General features: G+C 66.2%; 27 protein-coding genes. 8 read left to right on the top strand and 19 right to left on the bottom strand.

Annotation, left to right across the window (positions count from 1 at the left end; translation table 11 throughout):
* Positions 1–8: 8 nt before the first annotated feature.
* From hpxZ to gcvA, 8 genes are all read right to left on the bottom strand, one after another.
* Positions 9–383, bottom strand: a complete 375-nt coding sequence (gene hpxZ, locus CAL12_RS04110) for an oxalurate catabolism protein HpxZ (RefSeq protein WP_086063319.1) — start codon at positions 381–383, stop codon at positions 9–11.
* A complete protein-coding gene (locus CAL12_RS04115; protein ID WP_232464700.1) occupies positions 383–1,804 on the bottom strand; it encodes an AtzE family amidohydrolase in 1,422 nt (473 codons plus the stop codon). The genes hpxZ and CAL12_RS04115 overlap by 1 nt, the downstream gene beginning before the upstream one ends.
* A complete protein-coding gene (locus tag CAL12_RS04120; RefSeq protein WP_086063320.1) occupies positions 1,801–2,022 on the bottom strand; it encodes an AtzG-like protein in 222 nt (73 codons plus the stop codon). Before CAL12_RS04120 ends, CAL12_RS04115 begins: the two co-directional genes overlap by 4 nt.
* A complete protein-coding gene (locus CAL12_RS04125; RefSeq protein ID WP_086063321.1) occupies positions 2,019–2,840 on the bottom strand; it encodes an ABC transporter ATP-binding protein in 822 nt (273 codons plus the stop codon). Before CAL12_RS04125 ends, CAL12_RS04120 begins: the two co-directional genes overlap by 4 nt.
* A gap of 6 nt (positions 2,841–2,846) precedes the next feature.
* The gene (locus CAL12_RS04130; protein WP_086063322.1) at positions 2,847–3,707 is read right to left on the bottom strand and encodes an ABC transporter permease; all 861 of its coding nucleotides are present in this window, start codon (positions 3,705–3,707) and stop codon (positions 2,847–2,849) included.
* Between the two features lie 3 nt (positions 3,708–3,710).
* Positions 3,711–4,727 (bottom strand): ABC transporter substrate-binding protein, encoded by a 1,017-nt coding sequence (locus tag CAL12_RS04135; RefSeq protein ID WP_086063323.1) that lies wholly within the window; start codon positions 4,725–4,727, stop codon positions 3,711–3,713.
* Between the two features lie 48 nt (positions 4,728–4,775).
* Positions 4,776–6,497, bottom strand: coding sequence for an allophanate hydrolase (atzF, locus tag CAL12_RS04140; RefSeq protein WP_086063324.1), 1,722 nt, complete (start codon positions 6,495–6,497; stop codon positions 4,776–4,778).
* 172 nt (positions 6,498–6,669) lie between these two features.
* The gene (gcvA, locus tag CAL12_RS04145; RefSeq protein ID WP_086063325.1) at positions 6,670–7,560 is read right to left on the bottom strand and encodes a transcriptional regulator GcvA; all 891 of its coding nucleotides are present in this window, start codon (positions 7,558–7,560) and stop codon (positions 6,670–6,672) included.
* A gap of 108 nt (positions 7,561–7,668) precedes the next feature.
* On the opposite strand from gcvA, the gene CAL12_RS04150 reads away from it, so the two are divergent.
* On the top strand, positions 7,669–8,523 hold the full coding sequence (locus CAL12_RS04150; protein WP_086067672.1) for a DMT family transporter: 855 nt from the start codon (positions 7,669–7,671) through the stop codon (positions 8,521–8,523).
* Here CAL12_RS04150 and CAL12_RS04155 read toward each other — a convergent pair.
* Positions 8,459–9,415, bottom strand: coding sequence for a LysR substrate-binding domain-containing protein (locus CAL12_RS04155; RefSeq protein WP_086063326.1), 957 nt, complete (start codon positions 9,413–9,415; stop codon positions 8,459–8,461). The genes CAL12_RS04150 and CAL12_RS04155 overlap by 65 nt on opposite strands.
* Positions 9,416–9,545: 130 nt before the next feature.
* Here CAL12_RS04155 and argH point away from each other — a divergent pair, with 130 nt between their 5' ends.
* Together argH and CAL12_RS04165 are read left to right on the top strand one after the other, a co-directional pair.
* Positions 9,546–11,078: an argininosuccinate lyase gene (gene argH / locus CAL12_RS04160; RefSeq protein WP_086063327.1), complete on the top strand. Its 1,533-nt coding sequence runs from the start codon at positions 9,546–9,548 to the stop codon at positions 11,076–11,078.
* Between the two features lie 27 nt (positions 11,079–11,105).
* Complete coding sequence (locus CAL12_RS04165; protein WP_086063328.1) at positions 11,106–12,068, top strand: Bug family tripartite tricarboxylate transporter substrate binding protein; 963 nt, start codon at positions 11,106–11,108, stop codon at positions 12,066–12,068.
* A 24-nt stretch (positions 12,069–12,092) separates the two neighbouring features.
* On the opposite strand, the gene CAL12_RS04170 is transcribed toward CAL12_RS04165, so the two are convergent.
* The 4 genes from CAL12_RS04170 to CAL12_RS04185 all read right to left on the bottom strand — a co-directional run bounded on the left by CAL12_RS04170 (position 12,093) and on the right by CAL12_RS04185 (position 13,748).
* Positions 12,093–12,281 carry a hypothetical protein gene (locus CAL12_RS04170; protein WP_086063329.1) on the bottom strand — a complete coding sequence of 63 codons (189 nt, stop codon included), beginning with the start codon at positions 12,279–12,281 and terminating at the stop codon, positions 12,093–12,095.
* A 54-nt stretch (positions 12,282–12,335) separates the two neighbouring features.
* On the bottom strand, positions 12,336–12,596 hold the full coding sequence (locus tag CAL12_RS04175; protein WP_086063330.1) for a hypothetical protein: 261 nt from the start codon (positions 12,594–12,596) through the stop codon (positions 12,336–12,338).
* 129 nt (positions 12,597–12,725) lie between these two features.
* Positions 12,726–13,070: a DUF2322 family protein gene (locus CAL12_RS04180; protein ID WP_086063331.1), complete on the bottom strand. Its 345-nt coding sequence runs from the start codon at positions 13,068–13,070 to the stop codon at positions 12,726–12,728.
* A 63-nt stretch (positions 13,071–13,133) separates the two neighbouring features.
* Positions 13,134–13,748, bottom strand: a complete 615-nt coding sequence (locus tag CAL12_RS04185; protein ID WP_086063332.1) for an FMN-dependent NADH-azoreductase — start codon at positions 13,746–13,748, stop codon at positions 13,134–13,136.
* A 115-nt stretch (positions 13,749–13,863) separates the two neighbouring features.
* On the opposite strand from CAL12_RS04185, the gene CAL12_RS04190 reads away from it, so the two are divergent.
* Complete coding sequence (locus CAL12_RS04190) at positions 13,864–14,787, top strand: LysR family transcriptional regulator (protein ID WP_086063333.1); 924 nt, start codon at positions 13,864–13,866, stop codon at positions 14,785–14,787.
* Here the strand turns inward: CAL12_RS04190 and CAL12_RS04195 are convergent.
* From CAL12_RS04195 to CAL12_RS04205, 3 genes are all read right to left on the bottom strand, one after another.
* Positions 14,784–16,307, bottom strand: a complete 1,524-nt coding sequence (locus tag CAL12_RS04195; protein ID WP_086063334.1) for a UdgX family uracil-DNA binding protein — start codon at positions 16,305–16,307, stop codon at positions 14,784–14,786. The two genes, CAL12_RS04190 and CAL12_RS04195, sit on opposite strands and share 4 nt — an antisense overlap.
* Positions 16,304–17,527, bottom strand: coding sequence for a putative DNA modification/repair radical SAM protein (locus CAL12_RS04200; protein ID WP_086063335.1), 1,224 nt, complete (start codon positions 17,525–17,527; stop codon positions 16,304–16,306). The genes CAL12_RS04195 and CAL12_RS04200 overlap by 4 nt, the downstream gene beginning before the upstream one ends.
* A gap of 144 nt (positions 17,528–17,671) precedes the next feature.
* Positions 17,672–17,881, bottom strand: a complete 210-nt coding sequence (locus tag CAL12_RS04205; protein ID WP_086063336.1) for a DUF2945 domain-containing protein — start codon at positions 17,879–17,881, stop codon at positions 17,672–17,674.
* 176 nt (positions 17,882–18,057) lie between these two features.
* Here CAL12_RS04205 and CAL12_RS04210 point away from each other — a divergent pair, with 176 nt between their 5' ends.
* Positions 18,058–18,651, top strand: coding sequence for a DUF6088 family protein (locus CAL12_RS04210; protein WP_086063337.1), 594 nt, complete (start codon positions 18,058–18,060; stop codon positions 18,649–18,651).
* Positions 18,644–19,663 (top strand): nucleotidyl transferase AbiEii/AbiGii toxin family protein, encoded by a 1,020-nt coding sequence (locus tag CAL12_RS04215; protein ID WP_086063338.1) that lies wholly within the window; start codon positions 18,644–18,646, stop codon positions 19,661–19,663. The genes CAL12_RS04210 and CAL12_RS04215 overlap by 8 nt, the downstream gene beginning before the upstream one ends.
* 72 nt (positions 19,664–19,735) lie before the next feature.
* Here CAL12_RS04215 and CAL12_RS04220 read toward each other — a convergent pair whose 3' ends face one another.
* Complete coding sequence (locus CAL12_RS04220; protein ID WP_086063339.1) at positions 19,736–20,974, bottom strand: FtsX-like permease family protein; 1,239 nt, start codon at positions 20,972–20,974, stop codon at positions 19,736–19,738.
* A gap of 334 nt (positions 20,975–21,308) precedes the next feature.
* Here CAL12_RS04220 and CAL12_RS04225 point away from each other — a divergent pair, with 334 nt between their 5' ends.
* Entirely contained in the window at positions 21,309–21,626 is a 318-nt protein-coding gene (locus CAL12_RS04225) for a DUF4148 domain-containing protein (protein WP_157792883.1), read from the top strand.
* Between the two features lie 33 nt (positions 21,627–21,659).
* Here the strand turns inward: CAL12_RS04225 and CAL12_RS04230 are convergent, their stop codons facing one another.
* The gene (locus tag CAL12_RS04230) at positions 21,660–22,970 is read right to left on the bottom strand and encodes a UDP-N-acetylglucosamine 1-carboxyvinyltransferase (protein WP_086063341.1); all 1,311 of its coding nucleotides are present in this window, start codon (positions 22,968–22,970) and stop codon (positions 21,660–21,662) included.
* A 241-nt stretch (positions 22,971–23,211) separates the two neighbouring features.
* On the opposite strand from CAL12_RS04230, the gene CAL12_RS04235 reads away from it, so the two are divergent.
* Entirely contained in the window at positions 23,212–23,691 is a 480-nt protein-coding gene (locus CAL12_RS04235) for a carboxymuconolactone decarboxylase family protein (RefSeq protein ID WP_086063342.1), read from the top strand.
* On the opposite strand, the gene CAL12_RS04240 is transcribed toward CAL12_RS04235, so the two are convergent.
* On the bottom strand, positions 23,688–24,698 hold the full coding sequence (locus tag CAL12_RS04240; RefSeq protein ID WP_086063343.1) for a LysR family transcriptional regulator: 1,011 nt from the start codon (positions 24,696–24,698) through the stop codon (positions 23,688–23,690). The genes CAL12_RS04235 and CAL12_RS04240 overlap by 4 nt on opposite strands.
* Between the last annotated feature and the right edge of the window lie 33 nt (positions 24,699–24,731).

The following is a 24,731-nucleotide window of genomic DNA, read 5'->3' on the forward strand; positions in this document are numbered from 1 at the left end:
CGGCGTGTTCAGGCCATCAGGCTGACGTGGGCGGACACCACGCGCCAGCCATCCGGCGTGCGCACCCAGGTCTGGCTCTGGCGCCCGACGCGCGACGCACCCACACGGTGGAATTCGATATTCGCGGTCGCGAAATCCCGGCCATACGTGGTGATGACGGTGCGCAGCACCTCGCGCTCCAGCCCCTGCGCAGGCCGCGCGGCGCGGAACTCGCGGATCTCGTCGTAGCCGTACAGGTTTTCGGTCGCGCCGTAGCGCAGGGTGTGCGGACTGTCCCAGAACAGTTCGTCCAGCACCGCGACGTCGTTGCCCGTCAGGGCTTTTTCGTAGCGGGCGAATTGCGTTTGAACTTCGGCCAGCACGTCCGGCAGATTGATGTCCATCAGAGTCCTTCGTCGAAATGCGGGTGGCGGATACCGGCGGCGCCGGCCTGTTCGAGCGCCACGGCGGCGCGCAGCGCGATGTCTTCGCGCCATGGCGCCGCGATGAGTTGTACACCGATCGGCATGCCTTGTGTGCCGTCCGGCCACATGGGGGCCACCGCCACCGGGCATCCCGCGAACGAGATCGGCTGGGTCAGCAGCCCCATGGCCGGCCGGCATGGATGAGTAGTGCCGTTGATGTCCAGCCACTCGGTGCCGATCGCCGGGGCGGCCACCGGCGTGGCCGGGGCCAGCAGCAGGTCCCAATCCTGGAACAGGCCCAGCACGCGTTCCCGATACAGGCGGCGGAAGCGATGCGCGCGAGCCACCCAGTGCGCGGGCTGCAGCGCCCCGGCGATGAAGCGGTCCACCGACAGCGGTTCGAAGTCCGCCGCGTGGCGGCGCAAGGCCGGCAGATGCAGGCTGCCGCCCTCCGACGCCGTGATGATGAATGCCGCGATGCGCGCCATCTGCGCGTCGGGCCATTCCACCGTGCGGGTCGCGCCGAGCACCGACGCCGCCGCGCTTACCACGGCGCGCGCGGGCGCGGTAGCGTTGGTGTCGAAGTAGCCGCCCAGCACGCCGATGCGCAGGCCTTGCGTGCCCGAGCCTAGTGCCGGATACACCGGCTGGACAGCCCGCGCATGGCAGCCGGGATCCTGGCTGTCGGGATACTGCAAGGTGTCGTAGACGCGCGCCAGCAATGCGGCGGAATCCGCGAAAGGGCCCAGGTGGTCGATGCTGTGCACGAAGGGGAAGGTGCCGCGCCGCGACAGCCGGCCGAAGGTCGGCTTCAGGCCCCAGACGCCGCACAGCGACGCCGGTACGCGTATCGACCCGTTGGTATCCGATCCCAGGGACACGGGGACCTGCCCGGCGGCGACGGCCGCGCCCGAGCCGCCCGACGATCCGCCGGCGATGCGCGACCGGTCATGCGGGTTGCGGGTGGGACCGTAGTGCGTGTTTTCGGTGGTGAAGCCGTAGGCGTACTCGTCCATGTTCAGCGCGCCGAGCAGCACCGCGCCGGCCGCCCGCAAGCGTTGCACGAGTACGGCGTCCGCGGTGGCCGCGGCGTGGCCGCGATTGACCTTGGAGCCCGCCAGGGTCACGACGCCTTCGATATCGAACAGGTTCTTGACGGCGTAGGGCAGGCCCGCCAGCGGCGGCAAGGCCTGGCCGGCGGCGCGCATGGCGTCCACCCTGTCGGCGTCGGCACGCGCCCGCGCCAGGGTGCGCGCGGTGAAGGCATTGACGGCGCCATCGGTGGCATCGATGCGCGCCAGGCTGCGTTCCAGCCATTCGCGCGCCGTGGCGTCGCCACGGGCGATGGCCCGCAGGCCGGCGACGCCGTCGGGCATGGCGTTCGGCTGCGCGGCCGTCATGGCTGTACCTCCGGGAACGGCGCCGGGCAGAACAAGGCGACCGGCTCGTCGGCGACTTCCAGGGGGGCATCTTCCAGCACGCGCGCCATATCCGCCGTGCGCGCCAGGTAGACGGCCACACGGGCCGCCTGGGCCGCGTCCAGCGGCAGGTCCAGCAGCGCGGCGCTGGCTTGCACATAGGCCAGCGCGGTGTCTTCGGGGTGGGTCGGCGGGATCATCGGCGTACCTCGCGTTGAAATATTTCCAGGCTTTCTTTCTTGGCGGCGACGAAGCTGGGTTGCGACAGCGTTTCCACCGTACGCGGCCGGGCGTCGGCGTAATCGAGGATTTCCGCGACCCGCGTGGGCCGCTTGGTCAGCAGCAGGATCTGGTCGGCCAGGTAGACGGCCTCTTCGAGATCGTGCGACACCAGCAGCATGGTGGTGCCGGTCTGCATGAATACCTCCTGCAGCTTTTCGCGGATGAACAGCGTCATCTCGAAGTCCAGCGCGGAAAACGGCTCGTCCAGGAACAGCACTTCCGGACGCGGCGCGAGCGCGCGCATGATGGACGCCGTCTGCTGCTGCCCGCCCGACAGTTCGTAGGGATAGCGTTTCAGGTCGAACTTGACGTCGAAGGATTCGATCAGCTCTTCCATGCGCCGATCGACGTCCGCCTTGCTCTTGCCTTCCAGCAGCAAGGGGTAGGCGATGTTGTCTATGGTGCGCATCCAGGGAAAGAGCGCCTCGCGGTAGTTCTGGAAGACGTAGCCGATGCGCGTATCGCGCAGCGATTTGCCATCGAACAGGATTTCACCGCGATCCACCGGAATCAGGCCGGCGATCATGTTGATCAACGTGCTCTTGCCGCACCCGTTGGGGCCGAACACCGAGACGATCTTGCTCTTGGGTATGTCCAGGTCGAAGTTTTCGTACAGCGGCCAGCCGGCGAAATACTTGGTCAGGCCGCGGATGGTGATGTGCGTGCCGGCCGGGCCGGGCTGGAAACGCGGCGGCGGCACGTCGGCATAGGCGGGTATGTTCAGGACGGTGCTCATGGCGTTCTACCTTCCGCTCCAATGGACCACGCGGCGTTCCAGCAGCAGGAACAGTATGTTCAGCACATAGCCCAGCGCGCCCGCGCTCAGGATGGCCGCGTACATGGTCTTGACGTTCAGCACCTGCTGGGCGTCGATGATGGCGTGGCCCAGGCCGTTTTCCGAGCCGATGAACATCTCGGCAACGATGACGATGACCAGGGCCATGGACACCGCGGAGCGCAGCCCGACGAAGCTGGGCTGCAGGCTTTCCCAGATCAGCACGTCCTTGAAGATGCGCCAGCGCGACGCGCCCATGACGCGAGCCGCCATCACCCGCTGCTTGCGGGCGTTGATGACGCCGTAGGCGCTGTTGAACACGACGATCAGGAAGGCGCCGAAGGCGGCGATCGCGACCTTGTTGATGTCCGACACGCCGAAAATCAGCAGGAACAGCGGGATCAGCGCGGAAGAGGGCGTGGAGCGGAAGAAGTCGACCAGGAACTCGACGGTGCGGTAGGCGCGCTCGTTGCTGCCGAGCAGCACGCCCAGGGGCATGCCGATGACCGCCGCGATCAGGAAGGCCTGCAGGGTGCGGCTGACGGTCACCAGGAAATCCGTCAGCAAGGGCCCGCCGGCCAGCCCGGTAGCCAGCGCCACCAGCGTATCGGCGGGGCTGGGCAGCAGGATCGGCTTGATGAGGCCGGCCCGCACCACCAGGTCCCAGATGATGAACAGCACGATCGGCCCCACGAAGGGCAGCAGGCGTTCGCGCAGCGGCGTGCGCGGCGCCGCGTCGGCCGACGCGGGAGGCGACCACGTCGCCGCCGGTACCGCGGATGCGGCCGGCGGCACCGAAGCGCCCGGTGTTGAAGTAGCCTCGTCCATTGCTTACCCCTTGTAGATCAAAGGCGCCACGTCCACCTTCTTCGAGAAGATATTCTTCTCGGTGAACAGGTCATAGAACTTCTGGAAGTACTGCACGTCGCTGGCTTGGAATTCGTCGTACATCATGTACGCCGCCAACGGCACTTCGGTGGTCAGCGGGCCTTCGATGGCGGTATAGCCCTTCATGTACTGGCGCGCATCGGCGGGCTGCTTGCGCACGAACTCGACGCCGCGCCGGTAGGCCGCGATGAACTGCTTCGCCATGTCGGGGTGCTTCTGGATGAAGTCCGTGGTCAGGCTGGCGGCGCCGCCATGCCAGGGCGCCATGGGGTCGCCCAGGATGTAGTGGGCGACCACGCCGGCTTCCAGCACCCGCGTGGTGCCGTTCAGGCGGCCCACCGTGCCGGTGGGTTCCAGCGTGTAGCAGCCGTCCACCTGTCCCGTCGCGACGGCGGCGACGTGCTGGCCGATGGGCAGCTCGACGACCGTCGCGCCGGTGGCGCCCGCACGCTCCAACATTGTCTTGGCCAGCGTCACGTTCTGGATGCCCGGGCCCGATGCGATCTTCTTGCCCTTGAATTCGGCCGCCGATTTGATGCCGCTGTCCTTCGCCACCAGGAACTCTTCCAGCACGTTGCGGGCGTTGCTGGGGTTGGTGCAGAAGATCTTGAACAGGCCCGGCTGCGCGATCTCCCCGATGGCAAGGTTGGCCGACCCGGTGCCATTGGCGCTGCCGTCGCAGCGGCCCGAAAGCATCGCTTCCATCACCTGCTGGGCGCCGGCGAACTTCAGCGCCTCGACATCCAGGCCGGCGGCCTTGAAATAGCCTTGCTCCACCGCGGCGAAGAACGGCAGGCCTGCCGCGACGGGCCAGAAGCCGATGCGGATCCTGGGTGTCGATTGCGCGCGTACGATGGCCGGCATGGCCAGCATGCCGGCGACTGCGGCGCCGCTGCGCAACAGGCGGCGGCGGTGGCCGTCTACCGTTGCAAGGACGGGCTTGGACTGTGGGTAGCGCATGGAATTCCCCTTGTTGAGTTCGTGGTCGATAAAGGAATGAGGCGGCCGTCAGGCCGGCGGCTGCGCGCGCGACGCCACGTACGCGCGCCAGCCGCCGTATGTGCTGACATCCTGGGCATCGCCGTAGGCATGGTCTTCGCAGATGAAGCCATGCACCCAACGGCCGTCCGCCAGTTCCAGGCTGCCCAGACCCAGAGGCGATGGAATCAATGCCAGGAAGCTGCCCACCGTCGGCAAGGGCACGTTCCAGACTTCGACCTCGATGGCGACGCCGTCGCTCGCCACGCGGCGCAGGCCAGGCTTGGGGGGGACCGTGCCCCGCAGGGCGTAGAGGCGGTAGTGGGGCGCGGTGCGGGTCGTCTCGGCCAGGGTGGCGCCGCGTTCGATCAATTGCCCGTTCAGCGGCATGCCCGTCAGATGCGCGCCGACGACGGCGATACGCAGATGCGTGGCCGGCGTGGGCTGCAGCGCGGCGATGGGCTGTGGCGCCGGCAAGGGCTGGGTCGTCGCCCCCTGCGGCAGTCCCGTGGCGTGATGCAGGCGCTGTCCCAGATCGGCGAGTTGCCAATCGCTGCCCGCGGGGCCGATCAGCGTGATGCCGAAGGGCAGGCCATCCGTGCGCATGCCGGTGGGGATCGCCAGGGCCGCGTAGTCGAGCAGGTTGACGAAGTTCGTGTAGTAGCCCAGCTCGCGGTTGCGGGCGACCGGTTCGGCCAGCATCGCGGCGATGGTGCAGTGGGTCGGCGCGGTGGGCACGCAGAACAGGTCTATATCCGCCCACATCGCGTCGGCCTGCCGGGCCAGCGCCTGCAGGCGATGCTGCGCGCGATACAGGTCGGCCGCGCTGTAGCCGCGTCCCGCCGCGATGATGTCGCGCACGGGCTGAATGACGGCATCCTCATGCGCGTCGAAGAACTCCCTGACCGCTTCATAGCGTTCGGCGACCAGGGCGCTGTCGTACAACATGGCCGCCGCCTCGGCCAGCGGCGCGTAGTCGACGGGAACGAGTGTCCCGCCCAGATCCTGCACCTGCTTCATCGCATCCTGCCAGGCCCGCTCGGACAGGGTGTCGCCGAAGAACTCCAGTTGCGCCGGCACGCCGACGCGCGGACGGGCGGGCAGCGGCGTGGTCCGCATCGCCAGATTCCGGGAGTAGGGATCGCGCGGATCGGGGCCGGCGGCGGCCTCCAGCACCTTGACCGCCGTGGCTACCGTGCGCGCCAGGATGGAAACGCAGTCCACGCTTTGCGCCGCCGGGAATACGCCATGGGCGGGAATCAGGCCGCGGCTGGGCTTGAGCCCCACGATGTTGTTCAGTCCCGCCGGCACCCGGCCGGAGCCCGCGGTGTCCGTGCCGAGCGCGAAGTCCATTTCGCCGGCGGCCACCACGTAGGCCGAGCCCGAGCTGGAGCCGCCGCTGACATAAGCCGGATCGAAAGCGTTGGGCACCGCGCCGTAGGGTGAGCGGGTGCCATTCAGTCCGCAGGCGAACTGGTCCAGGTTGGTCTTGCCGGCCAGTACGGCGCCGGCCTGCAGCAGTCGCTCGACCACGGCGGCATGGGTGGCCGGGACATAGGCGAATTCGGGGCAGGCGGCGGTGGTAGGCTGGCCGCCGACGTCGATGTTGTCCTTCACGGCGAAGCGCAGCCCCGACAATGGGCTCTCGGCGGCGCCGGCCTGAGCGGGCTCGAACCGGCGGATCCAGGCGTGATCGGGCGACGCGGACCCCGGTGCGGACGCGACGGGAGTGACAGGTTCAGGAGCTGGCATGGCGACCTTGTCTCAAGAGATATCCAAACTTGTGTACAAGATCAAAGCAAAGCCTGTGCCAATTTCCTCCCCTCTATGAGGCGGCGGATATCACGACAGGCCAGCCCCTCGAAATGCACCGGAACGCGGCGCGCCCAGGCACCGTGGTCGTGCGTGGCACATCAACGGTGCGTCAGCGGCCGGCGCCTTCGGCTTCCAGCCAGGCGCGGAAGCGCAGGACCAGGTCGTCTTCCGCCCTGGCTTCGGGGATATAGCTGCAATAGCTTCGCGAGGGCAGCCGCGGCGTGTCGAATGGCGCGACCAGGCGGCCGGCCGCGAGATCGTCCGCCACCAGCGTGACGGGCCCCATGGCGATACCCACGCCGTCGACGGCCGCCTGCAGGGTCAGGTAAAAGTGATCGAAGGTCAGGGCCGCGGCCGGCTGCAATGCCGCGAGTTTCGCGCGCGCCAGCCAGTCCGGCCACAGGCGCGGCAGGCTGGAGGTATGGAGCAAGGTGTGCCGGCGCAGGTCGCGCGGGACACCCAGCGGCAGCGCGCGCAACAGCGCCGGACTGCAGACCGGCACTCTTTCCTCGGCCAGGAAGGGCCGCATCACATAGCCGTAGAAGGTGTCCGGACCGCCGCGGATGATGACGTCGTAGCCATCGCGGAGGGCTTCGACGGGCTCGTTCGACGTCTCTATTCTGACGTCCACGCCAGGGTGCGCGGCGCGGAAGGCAGCGAGCCTGGGCACCAGCCAGCGCAGCGTGAAGGTCGCGGAGGCATTCACGGACAGCGTGCGGGGCTGGACCTCCGGCAGGCCAAAGTCGGTCGTCGCCTGGGCAAGTTGCCGGAACAGCGGGCCTATCTTCGCCAGGTAGGCCTGGGCGGCGGGCGTGAGCGTGATGCGGCGGTTGTGCCGCTCGAACAAGGCCGCCTGCAGCCAGCTTTCCAGCATCCGGATCTGCTGGCTGACCGCGCCCTGCGTGACGTGCAATTCCTCCGCGGCGGCCTTGAAGCTGCCCAGGCGGCCGGCGGCCTCGAAGACGCGTAGGGCGTGGAGAGGAGGCAGGGATCGGGCCATTCGGTTAAGAGAAACTAACGTGAAAGGGCAATTTATATCGTTTGCCGGAGTATCACAAGATAGTTATCTTCGTTATTTCACCTTTTTTACCTGAGCGCAAACCCAATGATGTTCGGCTACACGGGCGGCGTCGTCCTGCTTGCCGCGCTGCTGCACGCCAGCTGGAACGCCATGCTGCATGGCAATCGCGACCGCCTGTTGTCCATGGCCTGGATGAGTATCGCGATCGCGGCGGTGTCCACCGTCGCCGTCGCATGCCTGCCCCTGCCCGACCCGGCCTCCTGGCCGTACATTGCCGCGTCCGGCCTGACGCATGTGGTGTACAACGCCAGCCTCGTCCATTCCTATCGCCGCGGCGACCTGACGCAGGCCTACCCGATCGCGCGCGGCTCTTCTCCCTTGCTGGTCACGCTGGGCGCCGCGATCTTTGCGCACGAGGAGCTGGGGCCGCTGCGCCTGCTGGGCATCGCCCTGGTGTCGGGCGGGATCATCGCCCTGGCGCTGCACCGTCGGGCGTTCGTGGGCAGGGGCGCGCGCCTGGGGCTGCTGGCCGCCTTGGGCACCGGCGCGCTGATCGCCATCTATACCGTCGTCGATGGCATGGGCGTGCGCCTGTCGAACGGCCAGGCCATACCGTACATCGCCTGGATGTTCCTGTTCTATTGGCTGACGCCCTTGCTGTTCATCGCCAGCAGGGGCGTGCGCGCGTTGTTGGCGCCCGCGCGCGCGGCGCCCGCCGCCGTGTGGTCATCCATCGCGGGCGGATTGGTTTCCATAGGCGCCTACGGCATCGTCATCTGGGCCATGCAGTGGGGTGAGATGGGTGCCGTATCGGCCCTGCGCGAAACCAGCGTCGTGTTCGCGCTGCTGATCGGCCGGACCTTCCTGGGCGAGACCGTCAGCGTCCAGCGCTGGATCGCGTGTTCGGTCGTGGCGGCCGGCGCGATATGCCTGGGCGCCTGATGCCGCCGGGCCCATTGAGTTCGCTGAAGACCTCGCGTACGCATTCCGCCATGCGGCGGGCCAGCACATTGACCGGAAACTGGTGCGAGGTGACGGCGTAGCTGGGGAATTGCACCTGCTCCGAGAACGCGATTTCCCGTAGTCCCGAATCGCGCAGCGCCCGCGACACGATAGGGTTGACGATGGACACTCCCAGCCCCTTCGCGACCATCGTACAGATGGTGGTGGCATAAGGCGTTTCGATGGAAAGTATCCGCGCATCGTCGGGAAAGTGGCGGTCGATCGCCGCGCGATTGAAGCTGCCGGCGGGCAGGGAAATGAAGGCCTCGTCCTTGAAGTCGGCGGGTTTCAGGAGCTTCTTGCGCGACAGCCGGTGCGTGCTCGCGACGATCCCCACCCCGTAGGCCATATTGATGCGCTCGTAATTCAGGGTGGGCACATCGGTATGGATGGAACTGAATCCGATATCGCAGTAGCCCGTGGCCACCCATTTGGCAACGACGTCGGATCCCCCGGTGTTGACGACGACCGGAATGTCGGAACACTTCTGCCTGAACAGCCGCATGGCGTCGGGCATCACGCATTGCGTGATCGAACCGACCGCGCCCACCCTCAGCATGCCCGTCCCGCGCCGGCGTATGGAGCTGGCGCTGTCGTTCAGCGATTCGAGCCCGATGAAGGCTCTTTCGACGTCGGAATAGAAGGCTTCCGCTTCCGGCGTCGGAATCAGGCGGGTGCCCACGCGCTGGAACAGCACGAATCCCAGGGTCTTTTCAAGGAGCGCGATCCAGCGGCTCACGTTGGGTTGCGACGTGTGCAGCAAGCCCGCCGCCGTGGTCATGGAGCGCGTCATCATGACTGCGCGAAAGGCTTCCACCTGCTTGAAATTCATGCGTCGATTCCCCGATCCCCAGCCTGTCCCAGCATATCATTTTTGTATGAATAGCTATGAAAACCTAATTTGACGTATCCGGCGCCGGGGGCCGAGACTAGTCGCTCACACAGCTTCGACGCCAAGCAACATGGAATCCAAAGTCAGCAGCCGCCTGAAACAGCCCTTGGCCAGCGAGGTCATCCAGCACATCTTCCTGCCGCGCCTGAACCGCGAGTTCTTCGCGAATTTCGAGATGCTCAACGAGATCAACCAGGCCCACCTGTGGATGTTGCACGAGCGGCGCATCCTGGACGATGAAACGGCGGGGGCGCTGGCGCGCGCCTTGATGAAGATGCAGCAGGATGGCCCCGCCGCCGTCGAGCTGGATGCGGCGCGGGAAGAAGCGTATTTCAACTACGAAGCCCACCTGATCAAGCTGGTGGGACAGGACGTGGGCGGGCGCCTGCATACGGCGCGCAGCCGCAACGATATCGGCGCGACCATAGACCGCATCCGCGCCCGCGATTTCGCGCTGCGCATAGGGCAGGCGCTGATCGGCGTCGCGCAGGCGGCGCTTGCGCAGGCGCGCAAGTACGCGCACTACGTGATGCCCGGATACACGCATATGCAGGCCGCGCAACCCATCACCTATGGGTACTACCTGTCGGCCCTGGTGGATGCCTGGTCGCGCGATATCGACAGGGTGCTGCTGGCGCTGGGCAGGGCCGACGCGTCGCCCCTGGGTTCATGCGCGCTCGCGGGGACGTCCTTCGCCATCGATCGCCACGCCACCAGCGCGATGCTGGGTTTCAGCCGTCCGCTCGATAATGCGCTGGACGGCGTCGCGTCGCGGGATTTCGCGCTGGAGCTGAGCGCCGCGCTGTCCATCATGATGGTGACGTGCAGCCGGATGGTGCAGGATTTCTATATCTGGTCCACGCCCGAGTTCGGCTATCTGTCCTTTCCGGACAGCATCGCCAGCACGTCCAGCATCATGCCGCAGAAGAAAAATCCCGCCGTGCTGGAGTACCTGCGCGGCAAGACGGGCCACCTGATCGGTCTGACCACCGCGGCTTTGTCGACCGTCAAGTCGACTCATTTCACCCATTCCGGCGATAGCAGCCGCGAGAGCACGCGCACCTGCTGGGAAGCCTGCGAAGAAGCACTCAAGGCGCTCGAGTTGATACGCCTGCTGGTGGAGCAGGTCGCGCCCGACCGCGACCGCATGGCGGACCGCGTGGCGCGCGACTTCTCCACAGTGACCGACTTGGCCGACCTGCTGGTGCGCACGGCGAACGTGTCGTTCCGCGATGCGCATCACATCATAGGGGCGGTCGTGCGCGTCGCGCTGGAACGCAAGCTTCCGGCCAGCGATATCACGTCCGCGATGATCGACGCGGCCGCGCGCGAGCAACTTGGCCTGGAGGTCGCGTTGCGCGAAGAGGATATTCGCGCGTGCCTGGATCCGGTGCGCAACGTGGCGTCGCGGCTGTCATACGGCGCGCCCGCGCCCGCGCTTGTCCTGCAACGCATCGAAGAGCAGGGCGCGGCGCTGGCCGAGCAGGGCGGCGCCATCGATGCCACGGCGCGGCGGCTCGACGACGCGCGTGCCTTGTTGCGCGAACGCATCCGGCAGATGGTGTCCGAGGACGGCAATGCGTCCTTGCACGAAAAACACTGACATTGGAACATTCCAAGGGGAACGATAATGATGAAATTGATCGCGGCTGCCGCCGTTGCGCTGGGCCTGTGCATGAACGCCGCCGCCCAGACCTATCCCGCCAGGCCGGTCACGCTGGTCGTGCCATTCGCGCCCGGGGGGACGGTAAACCTGATGGGACGCCTGCTGGCCACGCGCCTGTCCGAAGTGCTGGGGCAGCCCGTCATCGTGGAAAACAAACCCGGCGCGGGCGGCAGCATAGGCGCGAATTTCGTCGCCAAGGCGGCGCCCGATGGGTACACGCTTCTGCTCGCGACCATGGGCCAGCAGTCCATCCAGCCCTTGCTGTCCAGGGATCTTCCTTACGACCCCGCCAAGGATTTTGCGCCCGTCGCACTGTTCGCCACCGTACCCAATGTATTGGCCGTTTCCGCCAACACACCGGCGAGGACCGTGGCCGAACTGGTGGCCTACGCCAGGCAGAACCCGGACAAGCTCAACATGGCATCGGCGGGCATCGGCTCGGTCAATCATTTGACCGGCGAGCTTTTCATGCTGCGCTCGGGCGCGCGTTTCGCGCACGTGCCTTACCGCGGCGCGGGGCCGGCGACGGCCGATCTGCTGTCAGGCCAGGTGCAGATACTGTTCGCCAATCTGCCCAACGTGCTGCCTTACGTCAAGGCAGGGCAACTGCGCGTGTTGGCCGTCGCCAGCGACAAACGCAGTCCCGCGTTGCCGGATGTGCCCACGCTGGCGGAGGCGGGCGTCAACGATGCCGTCGTCGAGTCCTGGTACGGCGTGATGGCGCCGGCCCGCACCAATCCCGAAGTGATACGCAAGCTGCAGGACGCGATCGTCGGTATCGCGAAGGAAAAGGCGATGATTGCTCACCTGTCGGACCAGGGCGCGCTGCCGTTTCCGGGTAGCAGCGTCGATCTCGCACGGCAGTCCGAGCAGGAAACGGAGCGCTGGACGCGCATCATCCAGGGCGCCCATATCCAGGCGAATTGAGCTCCGCCGCGACGGGACACGGCTTCAGGCCTTGTCGCCGGCATCGCCTTCTTCGTCCTCGCTTTCCTCGTCCGTATCGCGTGAGCCGAGGCGGCCGTCGCTGGGGTTGTACTCATCGCGTGGCGGTACGTCCCGCGGGACGTCGTGCCGGTCTTCCTTCAGGCGATCGACGGTGTGGGGCGCGAGAGGACTGCTGCCTTGTTGCGGGGCCATGATGATTCTCCTGTCGAAACCGTGCTGTCATGCCTATGCCACATTGCGATGTGGTCATGCCGTTTCATCGTCGGGCGAACGGCGCAGCGTGCCACGCTTGTTGTGGCGGCCCGTGTCGGGCGGCGTGGGGTTTTGCGTGGCGTTGGGTTCGCCGGCGCGCGCATCCTGCTCAGCCGCGGCGGTGGCGCGGTCGAACAGCGGCGCATCCTGCGCTTCCGCCGCAGGCGGATGGTCCATGTCGGGGCGACTGTCGGAAAGATCGGCCTTCCTGGAAGGCCGGGGCGCACCCCGGTTCGGGTCGGGATAGGGAAGCATGGCGTACTCCTGTAAGTGCCGGGGCGGAAGCCGCCCCTTGCCTTACGGGCCGCAATCGGTGTGCCGGCCCATCCCGGCCATGGTCGTGCGCATGTTCCGCCGGCTCCCTGCGCCGGCCTGCACTGGTCGCTATTGCTGAGCCGGTATCACTTCGATGCGCAGCGCGGCCCCGCCATCGACGATGGCGAGCAGCCTATCCACATTGGGATGTGCGCCCGGACGGTTGCGCGCGTCGGCGGTATGCTCGGCGAACACCGCGAGGCCATGCTCCGCCGCTTTGGCGTCCAGGGCGCCATAGGCGCGCGCCAGATAGTGATAGACGGCCAACGATCCCTGTTTGCCCGGCTGGTTTTCGATGGTCCCGGCGATCCTGCCGTCGGCATCGATCAGATCGATGCGCGCGATCGCCGTGACGGGTGGGAGCTGCTGCAGGTTGTCCTTGAAGACGGGGCCGGGCTGTATGGCTGTAAGCATGGTTTCTTCCTGAGTGCTTGGCGGCCCGCCATGTTATCCGAGGACGCCGTGCGGGCGCCTCGCTCAAGCGAGGGCAGGTTCGCCGGCGTGCGCCTCGATCTGCGCGCGGGCGCTTTCCAGCCCGGCGGCGGCGGCGTCCTCGCCCATGTTCAGTCCTTCGGCGTGGATGAAGGTGACGTCTTCCATGCCCAGGAAAGCCAGGACGATCTTCAGGTAGGAGGTCGCCTGGTCCAGCTCCGTGCCCACGGTCTTGCCGCCGCGCGCGGTCACCACGTAGACCTTCTTGCCGGTCAGCAGGCCTTGCGGCTTGCCGTCGACGTATTTGAAGGTGACCCCGGCGCGGGCGATGTAATCGATATAGGTCTTCAACTGGGCCGGAACATTGAAGTTGTAGACCGGTGCGGCGATAACCACGCGGTCGGCCTGGGTGATCTCGGCAATCAGTTCGTCGGCCAGGGTGGCCCTTTGGGTCTGTTCGGCCGAGCGTTGGTCGGCGGGTGTGAACAGCGCGCCCAGATGCCCGGCATCCACGTAAGGCAGCGGCTGCGCGCCCAGGTCGCGCGTGCGGATGGTCATTCCGGGATCAGCTTCGGCAAGCCGGCTGACCAACTGGTCGGCGACCTGGCGCGACTTGGAGTTGCTGCCCAGGATGGAGGAGTGGATAACGAGCATGTTCATGGCGGTTTCCCGAAAAGGTTGTCTGCGATGGGGAAACTTTACGCAAGACCATTCGGCGCAAAAAGGGGGTTAAGATGAACGGTTCGTTCTATTAATAGGACAATAGGCGGCGGGCATGCAGGATCTGAACGACCTCTATTACTTCTCCCAGGTGATCGAATTCGGCGGATTCAGCGCCGCGGCTCGGGCGCTGAATATTCCCAAATCGCGCTTGTCCAGGCGTATCGCGGAGCTGGAAGCGAGTCTGGGCGTGCGGCTGATCCAGCGCAGCACCCGTCGCTTGCGGCTGAGCGCGGCCGGTGAACGCTACTTGCAGTATTGCCGCGAGATTTCCGCGGCCGCGCGTGCCGCGAACGACGCCATGCAGCACTTGAAATCCGCGCCCTCGGGGCCGGTGCGCGTCAGTTGTCCGGTGGCGATCGCGCAATGGATGGTGGCCCCGATACTGCCCGAATTTCTCGACGCCTGGCCGGAAATCCGGGTGGAACTGATGGTGACCAACCGCCCGGTCGACCTGATCGCCGAAGGGGTGGACCTGGCGATCCGCGTACGCGAGCGATTGAACACGGATGCCGACTTCGTCGTGCGGCATCTGGGCCAGGCTTCGGGACTGCTGGCGGCCAGTCCCGCCTATCTGCAACGCTGGGGCCAACCCGCGAGCGTGCAAGAGTTGAGCGATCACGCCGCGCTGTACTTTGCGTCGCCGGGCGAAACGCCACGCTGGACGCTGGTGGACGAGCAAGGGTCCCGCGTCGACGTGCCCATCAAGCCCGTGCTGGTGTGCAACGACTTCACCGTGCTGGTGGAGGCCGCCGTGCGCGGACGCGGCATCGCGCTTCTGCCGGTCACCGCTACGCATGAGGAGCGCCGGCAGGGCCGCCTGGTACGGGTGCTGCCGGAATGGCAATCGCAGAGCGGCATCCTGCATTGCATCTATCCTTCGCGCCATGGCATGACGCCGGCCGTGCGTGTATTGCTGGATTTCCTGACCGAGCGGCTGAAGACGTCCTTCCAGCAACAGTCGCTGGCCCTGGCCTAGGGCTGTGCGGCGGCCGACAGATCGCGCGCGCGCGTGATGGCGCGGGCGATGCCGGCGACGATCTCTTCGCGCGCCGCCGCATTGTCCACCCGCAGTGCATAGGAGGGATGCCAGGTGGCGACCAGCCAGGCGTCGCCCAGCCTGACGGGGGCGTCCAGATAATCCCGCATGCTGACCTTGCGATGCAGGAGCGCGCCAAGCGCGGTGGCGCCCAGGGTCACGATAACGGCCGGCCGCACGCGCGCCAGTTCTTCTTCCAGCCAGTGCGCGCAGGCATCCACTTCCTGTTGGGCGGGAGTTTTGTGCATGCGCCGCTTGCCCCGCGGGAACCACTTGAAGTGCTTCACCGCATTGGTCAGGAAAAGGTCCTGGCGCGGCACGTCGGCGCGTTGCAGGGCTTCGTTCAACACCTGTCCGGCCGGCCCGACGAAAGCGCGGCCCGCAAGGTCTTCCTGATCGCCCGGTTGTTCGCCCACCAGCATGATGCGGGCGGCCGCGGGCCCTTCGCCCGCCACGGCTTGCGTGGCGTGGCGCCAGAGTTCGCAGCGACGGCATTCGTCCAGGGTGGTCGGCGTCGGGCGGGCGGGCTGCGCTTGCCGCGCATCGACGGCCACCTGCTTGCCGCCCATGGCGCCCACCGTGTTGGCCTGCGCCACGCGGCGCGCGCCGTTGCGCGCTTCGGCGATCATGCCGGGGATCAGGGGGCCTTCCGGCAGGCCTTTCCAGAAGCGCACCGGCATCTGCCGATGCAAGGCGCTTTCGTTCAGCCGCGCGGGATTGAAGATATTTCGGTAGTAGGCCAGCCAGAGTGGTTCGGCCTGGTCGCGCGCGGCGCCCGCGCGTATGGCGTCGGCGTCGGGCGGCGCGTTGGTCAGGTGCAGCGCCTGGCCATCCCATAGCGCGGCGCCCTGTGGGGTGCCGATCAGCCAGGACGATTTGCCCATGCGGCGCGCGAAGTGCTCGGCGGCGTAGGCCAGGACGTCGTGGTCGGGTTCGTACCACGACCGGTACTCAGGCATCGCGCCCGGCTCGCCCTGATGGAAACGCACGTAGGCGATCATGTCGTGCTTGGCGCGCCGCACCGATTTGGCCATGGCGTGCAGTTGCTGGCCGTCTTCGTCCGCCGCTGACTCCACCGCGCGATCGCCCTGATGCCAGCGCCACAGTACCCGGTAAAGGAAGGCCCACCGGCGTGGCGAACGAAAGAGCGCGGCGTCCTGCAGCAGCGTCGCGAGGCTTCTGGAAATGCGTACCGCGGGCGCCGCGGTCCCGGCCGCCGGGGTGTCCGGTGCGGCCGATGCGTCCGCTGGACCCTGTGCCGTGGCCGGCGCGGCGTGGACGTCGCCCGCCGCGTAGTCAAGCGACATCTGCTCGGCTCCGCCGCCGCCGGGCAACGGCAGCTGTTCTACCCACGTTACGGCTTCCGGCGGCCAACCACGGGCAAGCGCGCGCAGCGCCTGATTGCGCCAGCCTGCATAGCCGTCCTGTACCGTCAGTGTCGGCGGCGGAGCGTCCTTCATAGCAACGATAATTGCTGGGGCGCCTGCGTGAGCGAACGCCGCAATTGCTCGGAAGGCGGCTCGGCCAGGCCCGGCCGATAATCCTGCACCACGATGAAAGGCTTGACCTTGTCCATCGCGCAGCGCAGCCGCACCAGGTCCTGGTAGCGCACTGCCCGCAGCCGGCGCAGATCGGCCAGCCGCTTGGCATTGCGCATGCCTATGCCCGGCACGCGCGCGATCAGCTGCTGCGGCGCGCGGTTGATGTCCACCGGGAAGGATTCGCGGTGCGCCAGGGCCCAGGCCAGCTTGGGATCGATGTCCAACGGCAGGTCCCCCGCGGCGGGCAGCAATTCTTCCGCGCGGAATCCGTAGCCGCGCAGCAGGAAGTCGGCCTGGTACAGGCGGTGTTCGCGCAGCAGCGGTGGCGCTTGCGCCGGCAGGGCGGTGGGGCTGTCCGGTATGGGGCTGAACGCGGAGTAGTACACGCGCTTCAGCTTGTAGGAGCCGTACAGCGTTTGCGCCGTCTGCAGGATGGTGCGATCGTCGGCGTCGTCCGCGCCCACGATCATCTGGGTGCTCTGGCCCGCCGGCGCATGGCGCGGCGGCCGCTTGGCGCCCTTGGATTCTTCCTGCGCGTTTTCCTGGTCCAGGCGGATGGAGCCCATGGCGCGCTTGATCGTATGGGCGCTCTTTTCCGGCGCCAGCCGTTGCAGGCCGCCATCGGTGGGCAGCTCGATGTTGACGCTCAGGCGATCGGCGTACCGGCCCGCTTGCGAGATCAGCTTGGGATCGGCATCGGGTATCGTCTTCAGGTGGATGTAGCCACGGAAATGATGGTCTTCGCGCAGCGAGCGCGCCACGTGCACCAGCTGCTCCATGGTGTAGTCCGCGCTGCGAATGATGCCGGAGCTCAGGAACAGGCCGTCGATATAGTTGCGGCGGTAGAAATCCATGGTCAGGTCGACCACTTCGCGTGGCGCGAAGCGGGCGCGCGGCACGTTGCTGGACCGGCGGTTGACGCAATACTGGCAGTCGTACTGGCAGAAATTGGTCAGCAGGATTTTCAGCAGCGATACGCACCGCCCATCCGGCGTGAAGCTGTGGCAGATGCCGGCTCCAGTGCTCGCCCCCAGCCCGTCAAGGCCACGGCTATCCCTTTTGGGTGCGCCGCTGCTGGCGCAGGACGCGTCGTACTTGGCCGCATCCGCAAGAATTTCCAGCTTGGTAAGCAGTTCCATGGCTGAGGATATGCTGTGTTTATATCCAGTATTATACGCAGCCTGCCCGCCCGTGCCGTGCGGGGTTCAAGGCAGAGCAGCGCGCGGCCGGGGCTAGGCTGACCGGCCCGCACGGGGCCGGCAACGGCACCAGCGGCGGCTCTGCTAACGGGTCTTCTTCAAGGCCTCGGCCTTATGGATTGCCGTCTTGCCGGTGCGGGCGCTCTTCACCTCATATTGCGGGTGATCCGGCGACGCCTTCGCCACATGGCCGCCGGCCTTCGACGTTCCCGTCACCTTGCGCGTGACGGTGCCTTCCGTCCGCCCCTGGGAGGTTTCCCATTGGACCTTGTCACCCTTCGAAAGATTGACCATGCCGCATCTCCGGAACGCGGCACCGAGCGGCCGCTGTGCTGACCCGCGACGCAATGCTCGTGCCGCTGGAGAACCCATTTCGCGGGTGCGGTTTGGTCTGATTCATATGTTGGGGTTGCATCGCGGCCTTGCCGAAGTGTCAGAAAAACTGGTAAATTTCTGACAGGAGAACGGTCATGCAACGGTTGAGCGAACAAATCCTGACTCATACGGAAACCTTGCCGGAAGGCAGCCCCATTTCGGCTAAAAGCCTGCTGCACCTGGGCAATCGTGCTGCTTTGGATCAAGCCTTGTCACGTTTGACCGCGCGCGGGCGGTTGATCCGTGCCGGGCGGGGCGTTTATCTCCGGCCAGTGCCTACCCGTTTTGGCGTCAGGACCCCTTCCGTCGAGCAGGCAGTCGACGCCCTCGCCACTCAGCGTGGTGAAGTGATCGTGCCGAGCGGGGCGGCGGCGGCCAATTCGCTTGGGCTGACGACACAGGTGCCGGTTCGCACCGTTTATCTGACGTCTGGTCGCAGTCGGAAGATGAGTTTCGGCAAACAGGTCATCGAACTGCGCCACGCTCCGCGATGGCAACTCGCGCTCGCCGACAAACCTGCTGGCGAGGCCGTGCGGGCGCTGGCTTGGCTAGGGCCCGAAAGGGCGGAGTCAGCCCTGAAAATGTTGAAGCGCAGGCTCGCGCCAGGTAGTTTCAATGAATTGGTCGCCGCAGTGCCTCAGTTGCCCACTTGGCTTGCACGCAGCGTAGGAAAGGTGGCGTATGGCTGACGTCTTCCTCCAGCTTTCAGCCGGCGACCGTCAAGATGTGCTGGGCGTTGCGGCCGACAGGTCGGGACGGCCCGCACACCTCCTGGAAAAGGACATCTGGGTAGTCTGGGCACTGTCGACGCTTTATGGGTCGGCACTCGGCGAACATCTGGTATTCAAGGGCGGCACGTCGCTGTCGAAAGCCTATGGGGTCATTCGTCGATTCTCGGAAGACGTGGACCTGACCTACGACATTCGATCCATCATGCCGGAAATGGCGGACAGCAAGGGTGAAGCTCTGCCAAGAACCCGCAGCGAAGAGAGGCGGTGGTCTTCGGAAGTGCGCAAACGCCTTCCGGAGTGGGTGGCCGGGGCAGCGAAGCCGATCATTGCAGACGCGCTGCAGGCCGATGCCCTCCCCGCTACGGTCCGCCCGGAGGGCGAAAAGCTGTACATAGACTACGAGCCCGTGGCCGGAGGTTCCGGCTATGTACCACCAAGTGTCATGCTCGAATTCGGCGCGAGATCGACTGGGGAGCCCGCGAGCCCACGCACGGTGGCCTGTGATGCATCCGATGTGATGGAAGGCCTGCTATTCCCCACTGCACGCCCTCGTGTGATGCACGCCGAACGTACCTTTTGGGAAAAAGCCACGGCGATCCACGTGTTCTGTTTGCAGGAGCGCCTCCGAGGCGACCGATTCGCGCGGCACTGGCATGATGTCGTGCGACTGGATGAGGTAGGTCTAGTCGACGCGGCCTTCGCCGATCGTGAGCTGGCGGATGCCGTAGCCAGACATAAAGGCATGTTCTTCGCCGAAAAAGCCGCTGATCGCGCTTCCATCGATTACGCCGCTGCTGTAAACGGCGGCTTGCACCTCGTGCCAGGCGGCATGGCGTTCAAAGCTTTGCAGGACGACTACGCACGCATGGTCGAGGATGGGCTGCTGCTGGATGATGCCGAGCCGTTCGAAGAACTCATGGGACGATGCGCCGATATCGCCGTGCGCGCCAATCGCGCTTCCAAGCCGTAGGCAGTCATAATTGCGCACTGCAAGCGGCGACGCCCGCTTTCAACGTGGATACACCACTTTCATACGTGCATATCAAGCAAACGAATCGACAGGATCGCTTTGCAGGAGCTTGCGCATCGCGAGCACGACGGCAAGGGCGCTCATGGTCAGGGTCGCGAGCAACACGGAGGCGGCCACGCTGGCGTCCATGGAGAATGTCAGCTGGGTGGCGCGCTCCAGCACCTTGTAGAGCAGCGCCGTGACGGCAAGGGACGCCGCGAACGTCGCGACGGCGACGAAGAGTGCCAGCTGGATCACCAAGGCCAGCAGTAAGCCATGGTCGCGTCCGGCGGCGCGCAGGACGGCGTATTCGGCCAGGTTCTTTTCGATGATTCCGTGCAGCACTTCCAGCACGAACACCACGCCGATCATGATCCCGACCAGGATACCGAAGTTGGTGACGATGCCCAGCGGCGTGCGATGGATGAAATGGTTGCGCTCGGCCGCGATGAAGTCTTCCTTCAGCCATACCTGTGCGCTGCCGCGCATGCGCCGCCCCAGTTCGTCGCGGACGCGTTCGGCGTTCGCGCCGGGGACGATCTTGACCAGGCCCAGCGTAACGCGGTCCGCGGGGTGATCGAACAGGCGGGAGAAATCCTGGTCGCTGACGATCAGGCTGCCTGGAAAGTTGAAGTCCGGTCCCAGCTGGAAGGTGCCGATCAGATCGATGTAGAGTGGCGCAGCGATGCCGTTCCCTGTTGGCGCACGCCCCTGCCGTTGGCCGTCGACGACGTTGCCGGGGCCTCTCGCATTGCGCAGATAGACCCGAGGTATTGCGCCGTCGTTCACCTGCTCGACGCGATCGGCGAACGGGCCGCGCGACAGCGCGTCGATCAGCCCGGCGGCGGGCTGGCGCAGCCGCTTCTGCTGCTGCGCCAGTCCGGGAGCGTGTAGCGCGGCGTCCGCCGGGTCCACGCCGATGACGCGTGCCGAGAGCGGTTCGCCGTGCGGGGTCATGCTCAATCGGGCCATGCGCACGTACACAGGGGTCGCGCTGCGCACGCCTGCGACGTCCCGCGCCTGGTAGACCAGGCCCCGCGCGAACCATGGCGGGGTATGCGCGATGGTTTCGAACTGCGAACTGGACAGCACGATATCGGCATCGAGCGCGCGATCGAAGTTCAGCACGCTATCCGTGAGCGCGTTCCTGAACCCCACTTGGACGAAGACCAGCACCACGGCCACGCAGACGCCGGCAAGCGCCGCGACCAATCCCAGGTCTTTGTGGCCCAGCTGGCGCAGGGCGAAATTCGTCGATATCGGCAGCGCCATCGCGGCCCTTCAATGCGTCCGTGGCGGGCCCGCACGGGCAGGCGCGCCTGATCCACGGCAACATAACCCACCCACGCCGGTTTGGCACGAAGTAGGTACATGCATGTGATGTTTTGACAACGTCAGTGGCCGCACCATGCGAACGGCGTCATCCGGGCCCTGGCAAGCGGCGGGCTGGCCTAGGGATTACCCTCGATTCTGAAAAATTGATTCTCGCCATGACGATTTATCCGCCGCTCGCGCGCGCGCAGAATCCTGGCCATACGGAAGGGCACGAACCAGGCGCCGATCTTGGTGCCCCGCCCCCGAACTAAACAGGATGAGGAGTACAGCCATGAAGATCAAGACGATTGTTTCCGCTTTGGTTCTGTCGGCCGCCGCCGTGGGCGTCGCCCAGGCGCAAACGACGCCATTCCAGGGCGTCTATGGCAAGCAGTACAGCAATGTGACGCGCGACCAGGTCGCCCAGGAACTGCAGGCCGCGCGCGCCGCGGGGCAGATGGGCAACGAAGACATGGACAACCAGCCGTTCAAGGCCCAGCCCGCGGCCAGCGCGCCGCGTACCAGCGTGGCCACCGATGGCCAGCGTGACCCCAGCGGCCTGGGTCATGTGAAGTTCGGCGACACCGACAACACGCCGTTCCAAGGCTGATCGGTATCCGCGCCCGTCCCATCCCCTTGCGTCTTATTCCCCGCTGGTCCAGTCGACGTTGGCGCCGACCGACCGCAGGTTTTCGACAAAGTTGGGGTGGGCGCGGCGGATCGGCAACGCGTTGGTGATTTCCGATCGTCCTTCGATGCTGGCTGCCACCATCAACAGGGCGATCGCCACGCGGATGATGTAGGGGCTTTCCACCTTGGCGGGGCTGAGCCGCAGCCCGCCGAAGGTGATCAGGCGGTGCGGATCCGAAAGGAAGACGTGCGCCCCGAATTTCGACAGTTCGACGGACCAACCCATGGCGCCGTCATAGACCTTGTTCCAGAACATCGCGCTGCCCTCGGCCTGCACGCCCAGGGCGATGAAGATCGGCAGCAGGTCGACCGGCAGATAAGGCCACGGCGCGGCTTCCACCTTGGTCAGGATGTTCTGCGTGAAGGGCTTGCGCACACGCAAGGGCCCATCGCGCAGCGCATGCGACCAGCCGTCGCGATGCGAGACCTCCACCCCGAATTTGGCGAACGTCCGATCGATCAGCGGGAACTGTTCCGGCGCGGTGTTGCGCACGGCGATGTCGCCGCCCGTGATGGCGCCCAAGGCCAGGAAGGTCGCGATTTCATGGAAGTCCTCGCTGAAGCGGAATTCGCCGCCGGCCAGTTTGTGGCCGCCTTCCACGCTCAGCCGCGACGTGCCTATCCCGTCGATGCTGGCGCCCAGCATTGCCAGGAAGCGGCAGAACTCCTGCACGTGCGGTTCCGAAGCGGCATTGACCAGGGTCGAGGTGCCGCGGGCGGACACCGCGCACAGCACGAAATTTTCCGTGGTGGTAACCGACGCATAGTCCAGCCAATGGTGGTTGGCCGTCATGCCGCCACCCGATAGACCCGTCCTGACGATCAGCGAATCGGCGGTGCGGGATACGCTGGCGCCGAAGCGTTCCAGCACCTCCACGTGCGGATCGATTTCGCGTACGCCCAGGGTGCAGCCCTTGACGTCGTTCTCCAGGCGAGCGACGCCGAAGCGGGCCAGCAGCGGCGGCACCAGCATGATGGACGAGCGCATTTCTTCCGGCAGTCGATGCACGGCCGGATCGAAGCTCGTCGCGCGGTGATGCAGGTCCAGGATGCCGGTGGTGAAATCCATGGCGACGTCGCTGCCCAGGGTGCGGAAGATATCCAGGAGCTTCTTGACGTCGGTGATCTCGGGCACGCCGACCAGCCGCAGCGGCTGGTCGGTAAGCAGGGTGGCACAGAGTATGGGCAGGACGGCGTTCTTGTTGGCGGACGGCACGATCTTGCCGCGCAGCGGCAGGCCGCCGTTTACGATCAGGTTCGACATAGGGGTGGTCGATATGCGGGCTCGCGATGGGAGGCGCCTATCATGCCACGCCCATCGCGCCGCGGATACGGCGTAGATCTCAGTGCGGCGGTATTGTTGCGCGGCTGGAAACGCCATGATTCACGGCATGCGTCTAGCGCCGGCACGCCGGGCGGCCTACGATGGCCACGTTGTCGCAACGCCGGCAACATGGGACCGAAATGCAAGGCATGGTCCGGCCAAATACCTCGATGGGAACGTCATGATGCAACGCGTGAACGCCGCTGAACAATGCCCCGAACTATTCAAGAAATTCGCCGAAGTCGGCAAGTTGTTGAAATCGGGCGACCTGGAAAGGCCTCTGTTCAACCTGATCGAAATCCGCGCCTCGCAGATGAATGGTTGCGGCTTCTGCCTGGATATGCACGTCAAGCAGGCGACGATCCAGGGCGAGCGTGAACTGCGCCTGCACCACGTCGCCGTCTGGCGCGAATCCGGGCTGTTTTCGCCGCGGGAACGCGCGGCGCTGGCCTGGACCGAGGCCTTGACACGGCTGCCCGAGGATGGCGTGCCCGACGCGATCTACGAGCACGTACGCGAGCAGTTCTCGGAGAAGGAAATCACCGAACTCAGCTATGCCGTCATGATGATCAATGGCTGGAACCGCCTGAACGTGGGTTTCCGCACCACGCCGGGATCGATGGACAAGGCGTTCGGGCTGGACAAGGCGAAACTGGACTAAGCCGCCAGGGCCGCCGGCATCCCGGCGGCCGCCGGAACGGCGCGCGGCACCGCATCGCGGATGCGCGCCGTCATGTAGTCCACGAACACCCGGATCCGCGACGGCAGATGCTGGCGGCTCGGGTAGCAGATATAGTGGCCGCGGTCGCGGGGCGCATATTGCGGCAGGCATGCCAGCAGGCGCCCGGCGCGCAGATGGGCGTCGACCTGGTAACCGGCCATCTGCGCCAGGCCCTGGCCATCCAGCACCGCCTGCAACACCAGGTCCGCGTCGTCGAAGGCCATCATGGCCCGCGGCGGCCTCGGCAGGAAGCGGTGCAGCTGTCCGTCCACCAGGAACTCCCATTCGTAGATCCGTCCCGACGCCAGGCGGAAGTTGACGCAGCGATGCTCGTCCAGCGCCCGCAGGGTCGTCGGCAAGCCATGCGCGCGGGCATAATCCGGCGACGCGCACAGCAGCATCGGCATCGGGACCAACTGCCTGGCAATGACCTGGCTGTCCTCCATGCGGCCATTCCGGAAGGACACGTCCACGCGATCGCGGGTGAAATCCACAGGTCCGTCGTCCAGCAGCAGGTCGATCGAAATCTCCGGATATTCCGCGCGGAAGCCGGCAAGCAGCGGCGCGACGACCTTGCGGCCGAAGCCTGCGGTGGCGCACACCCGCAGATGCCCCGACGGCGGTCCCGCCCGCAACTCGCGCATATCGTCCACGGCCTGCACGACGCCTTGCACGCCCTGATGGCAGTTCTGGTAGAAGCGCTCGCCTTCGCGCGTCAATGACGTACTGCGCGTGGTGCGGATGAACAGCCGCACGCCCAACTGGTCTTCCAGCTTCTGCACGTTGCGGCTGACGGCGGAACGGCCTATGCCCAGGCGGTCGGCCGCCTTGGCGAAGCTGCCTTCCGCGGCGACCGCGATGAATGCCACGACGCCCGCATAGCTGGTCGCGAAGCTGGAGGCGAGCGGGTCCGGGCCCGCATAGGCAAGGGCTGTCTGTCTGTCCATGCCCTTAGACGGAGCAGGGAGCGGTTTTGTGAC

The organism is Bordetella genomosp. 8 (assembly GCF_002119685.1).
Taxonomy (GTDB): domain Bacteria; phylum Pseudomonadota; class Gammaproteobacteria; order Burkholderiales; family Burkholderiaceae_B; genus Bordetella_C.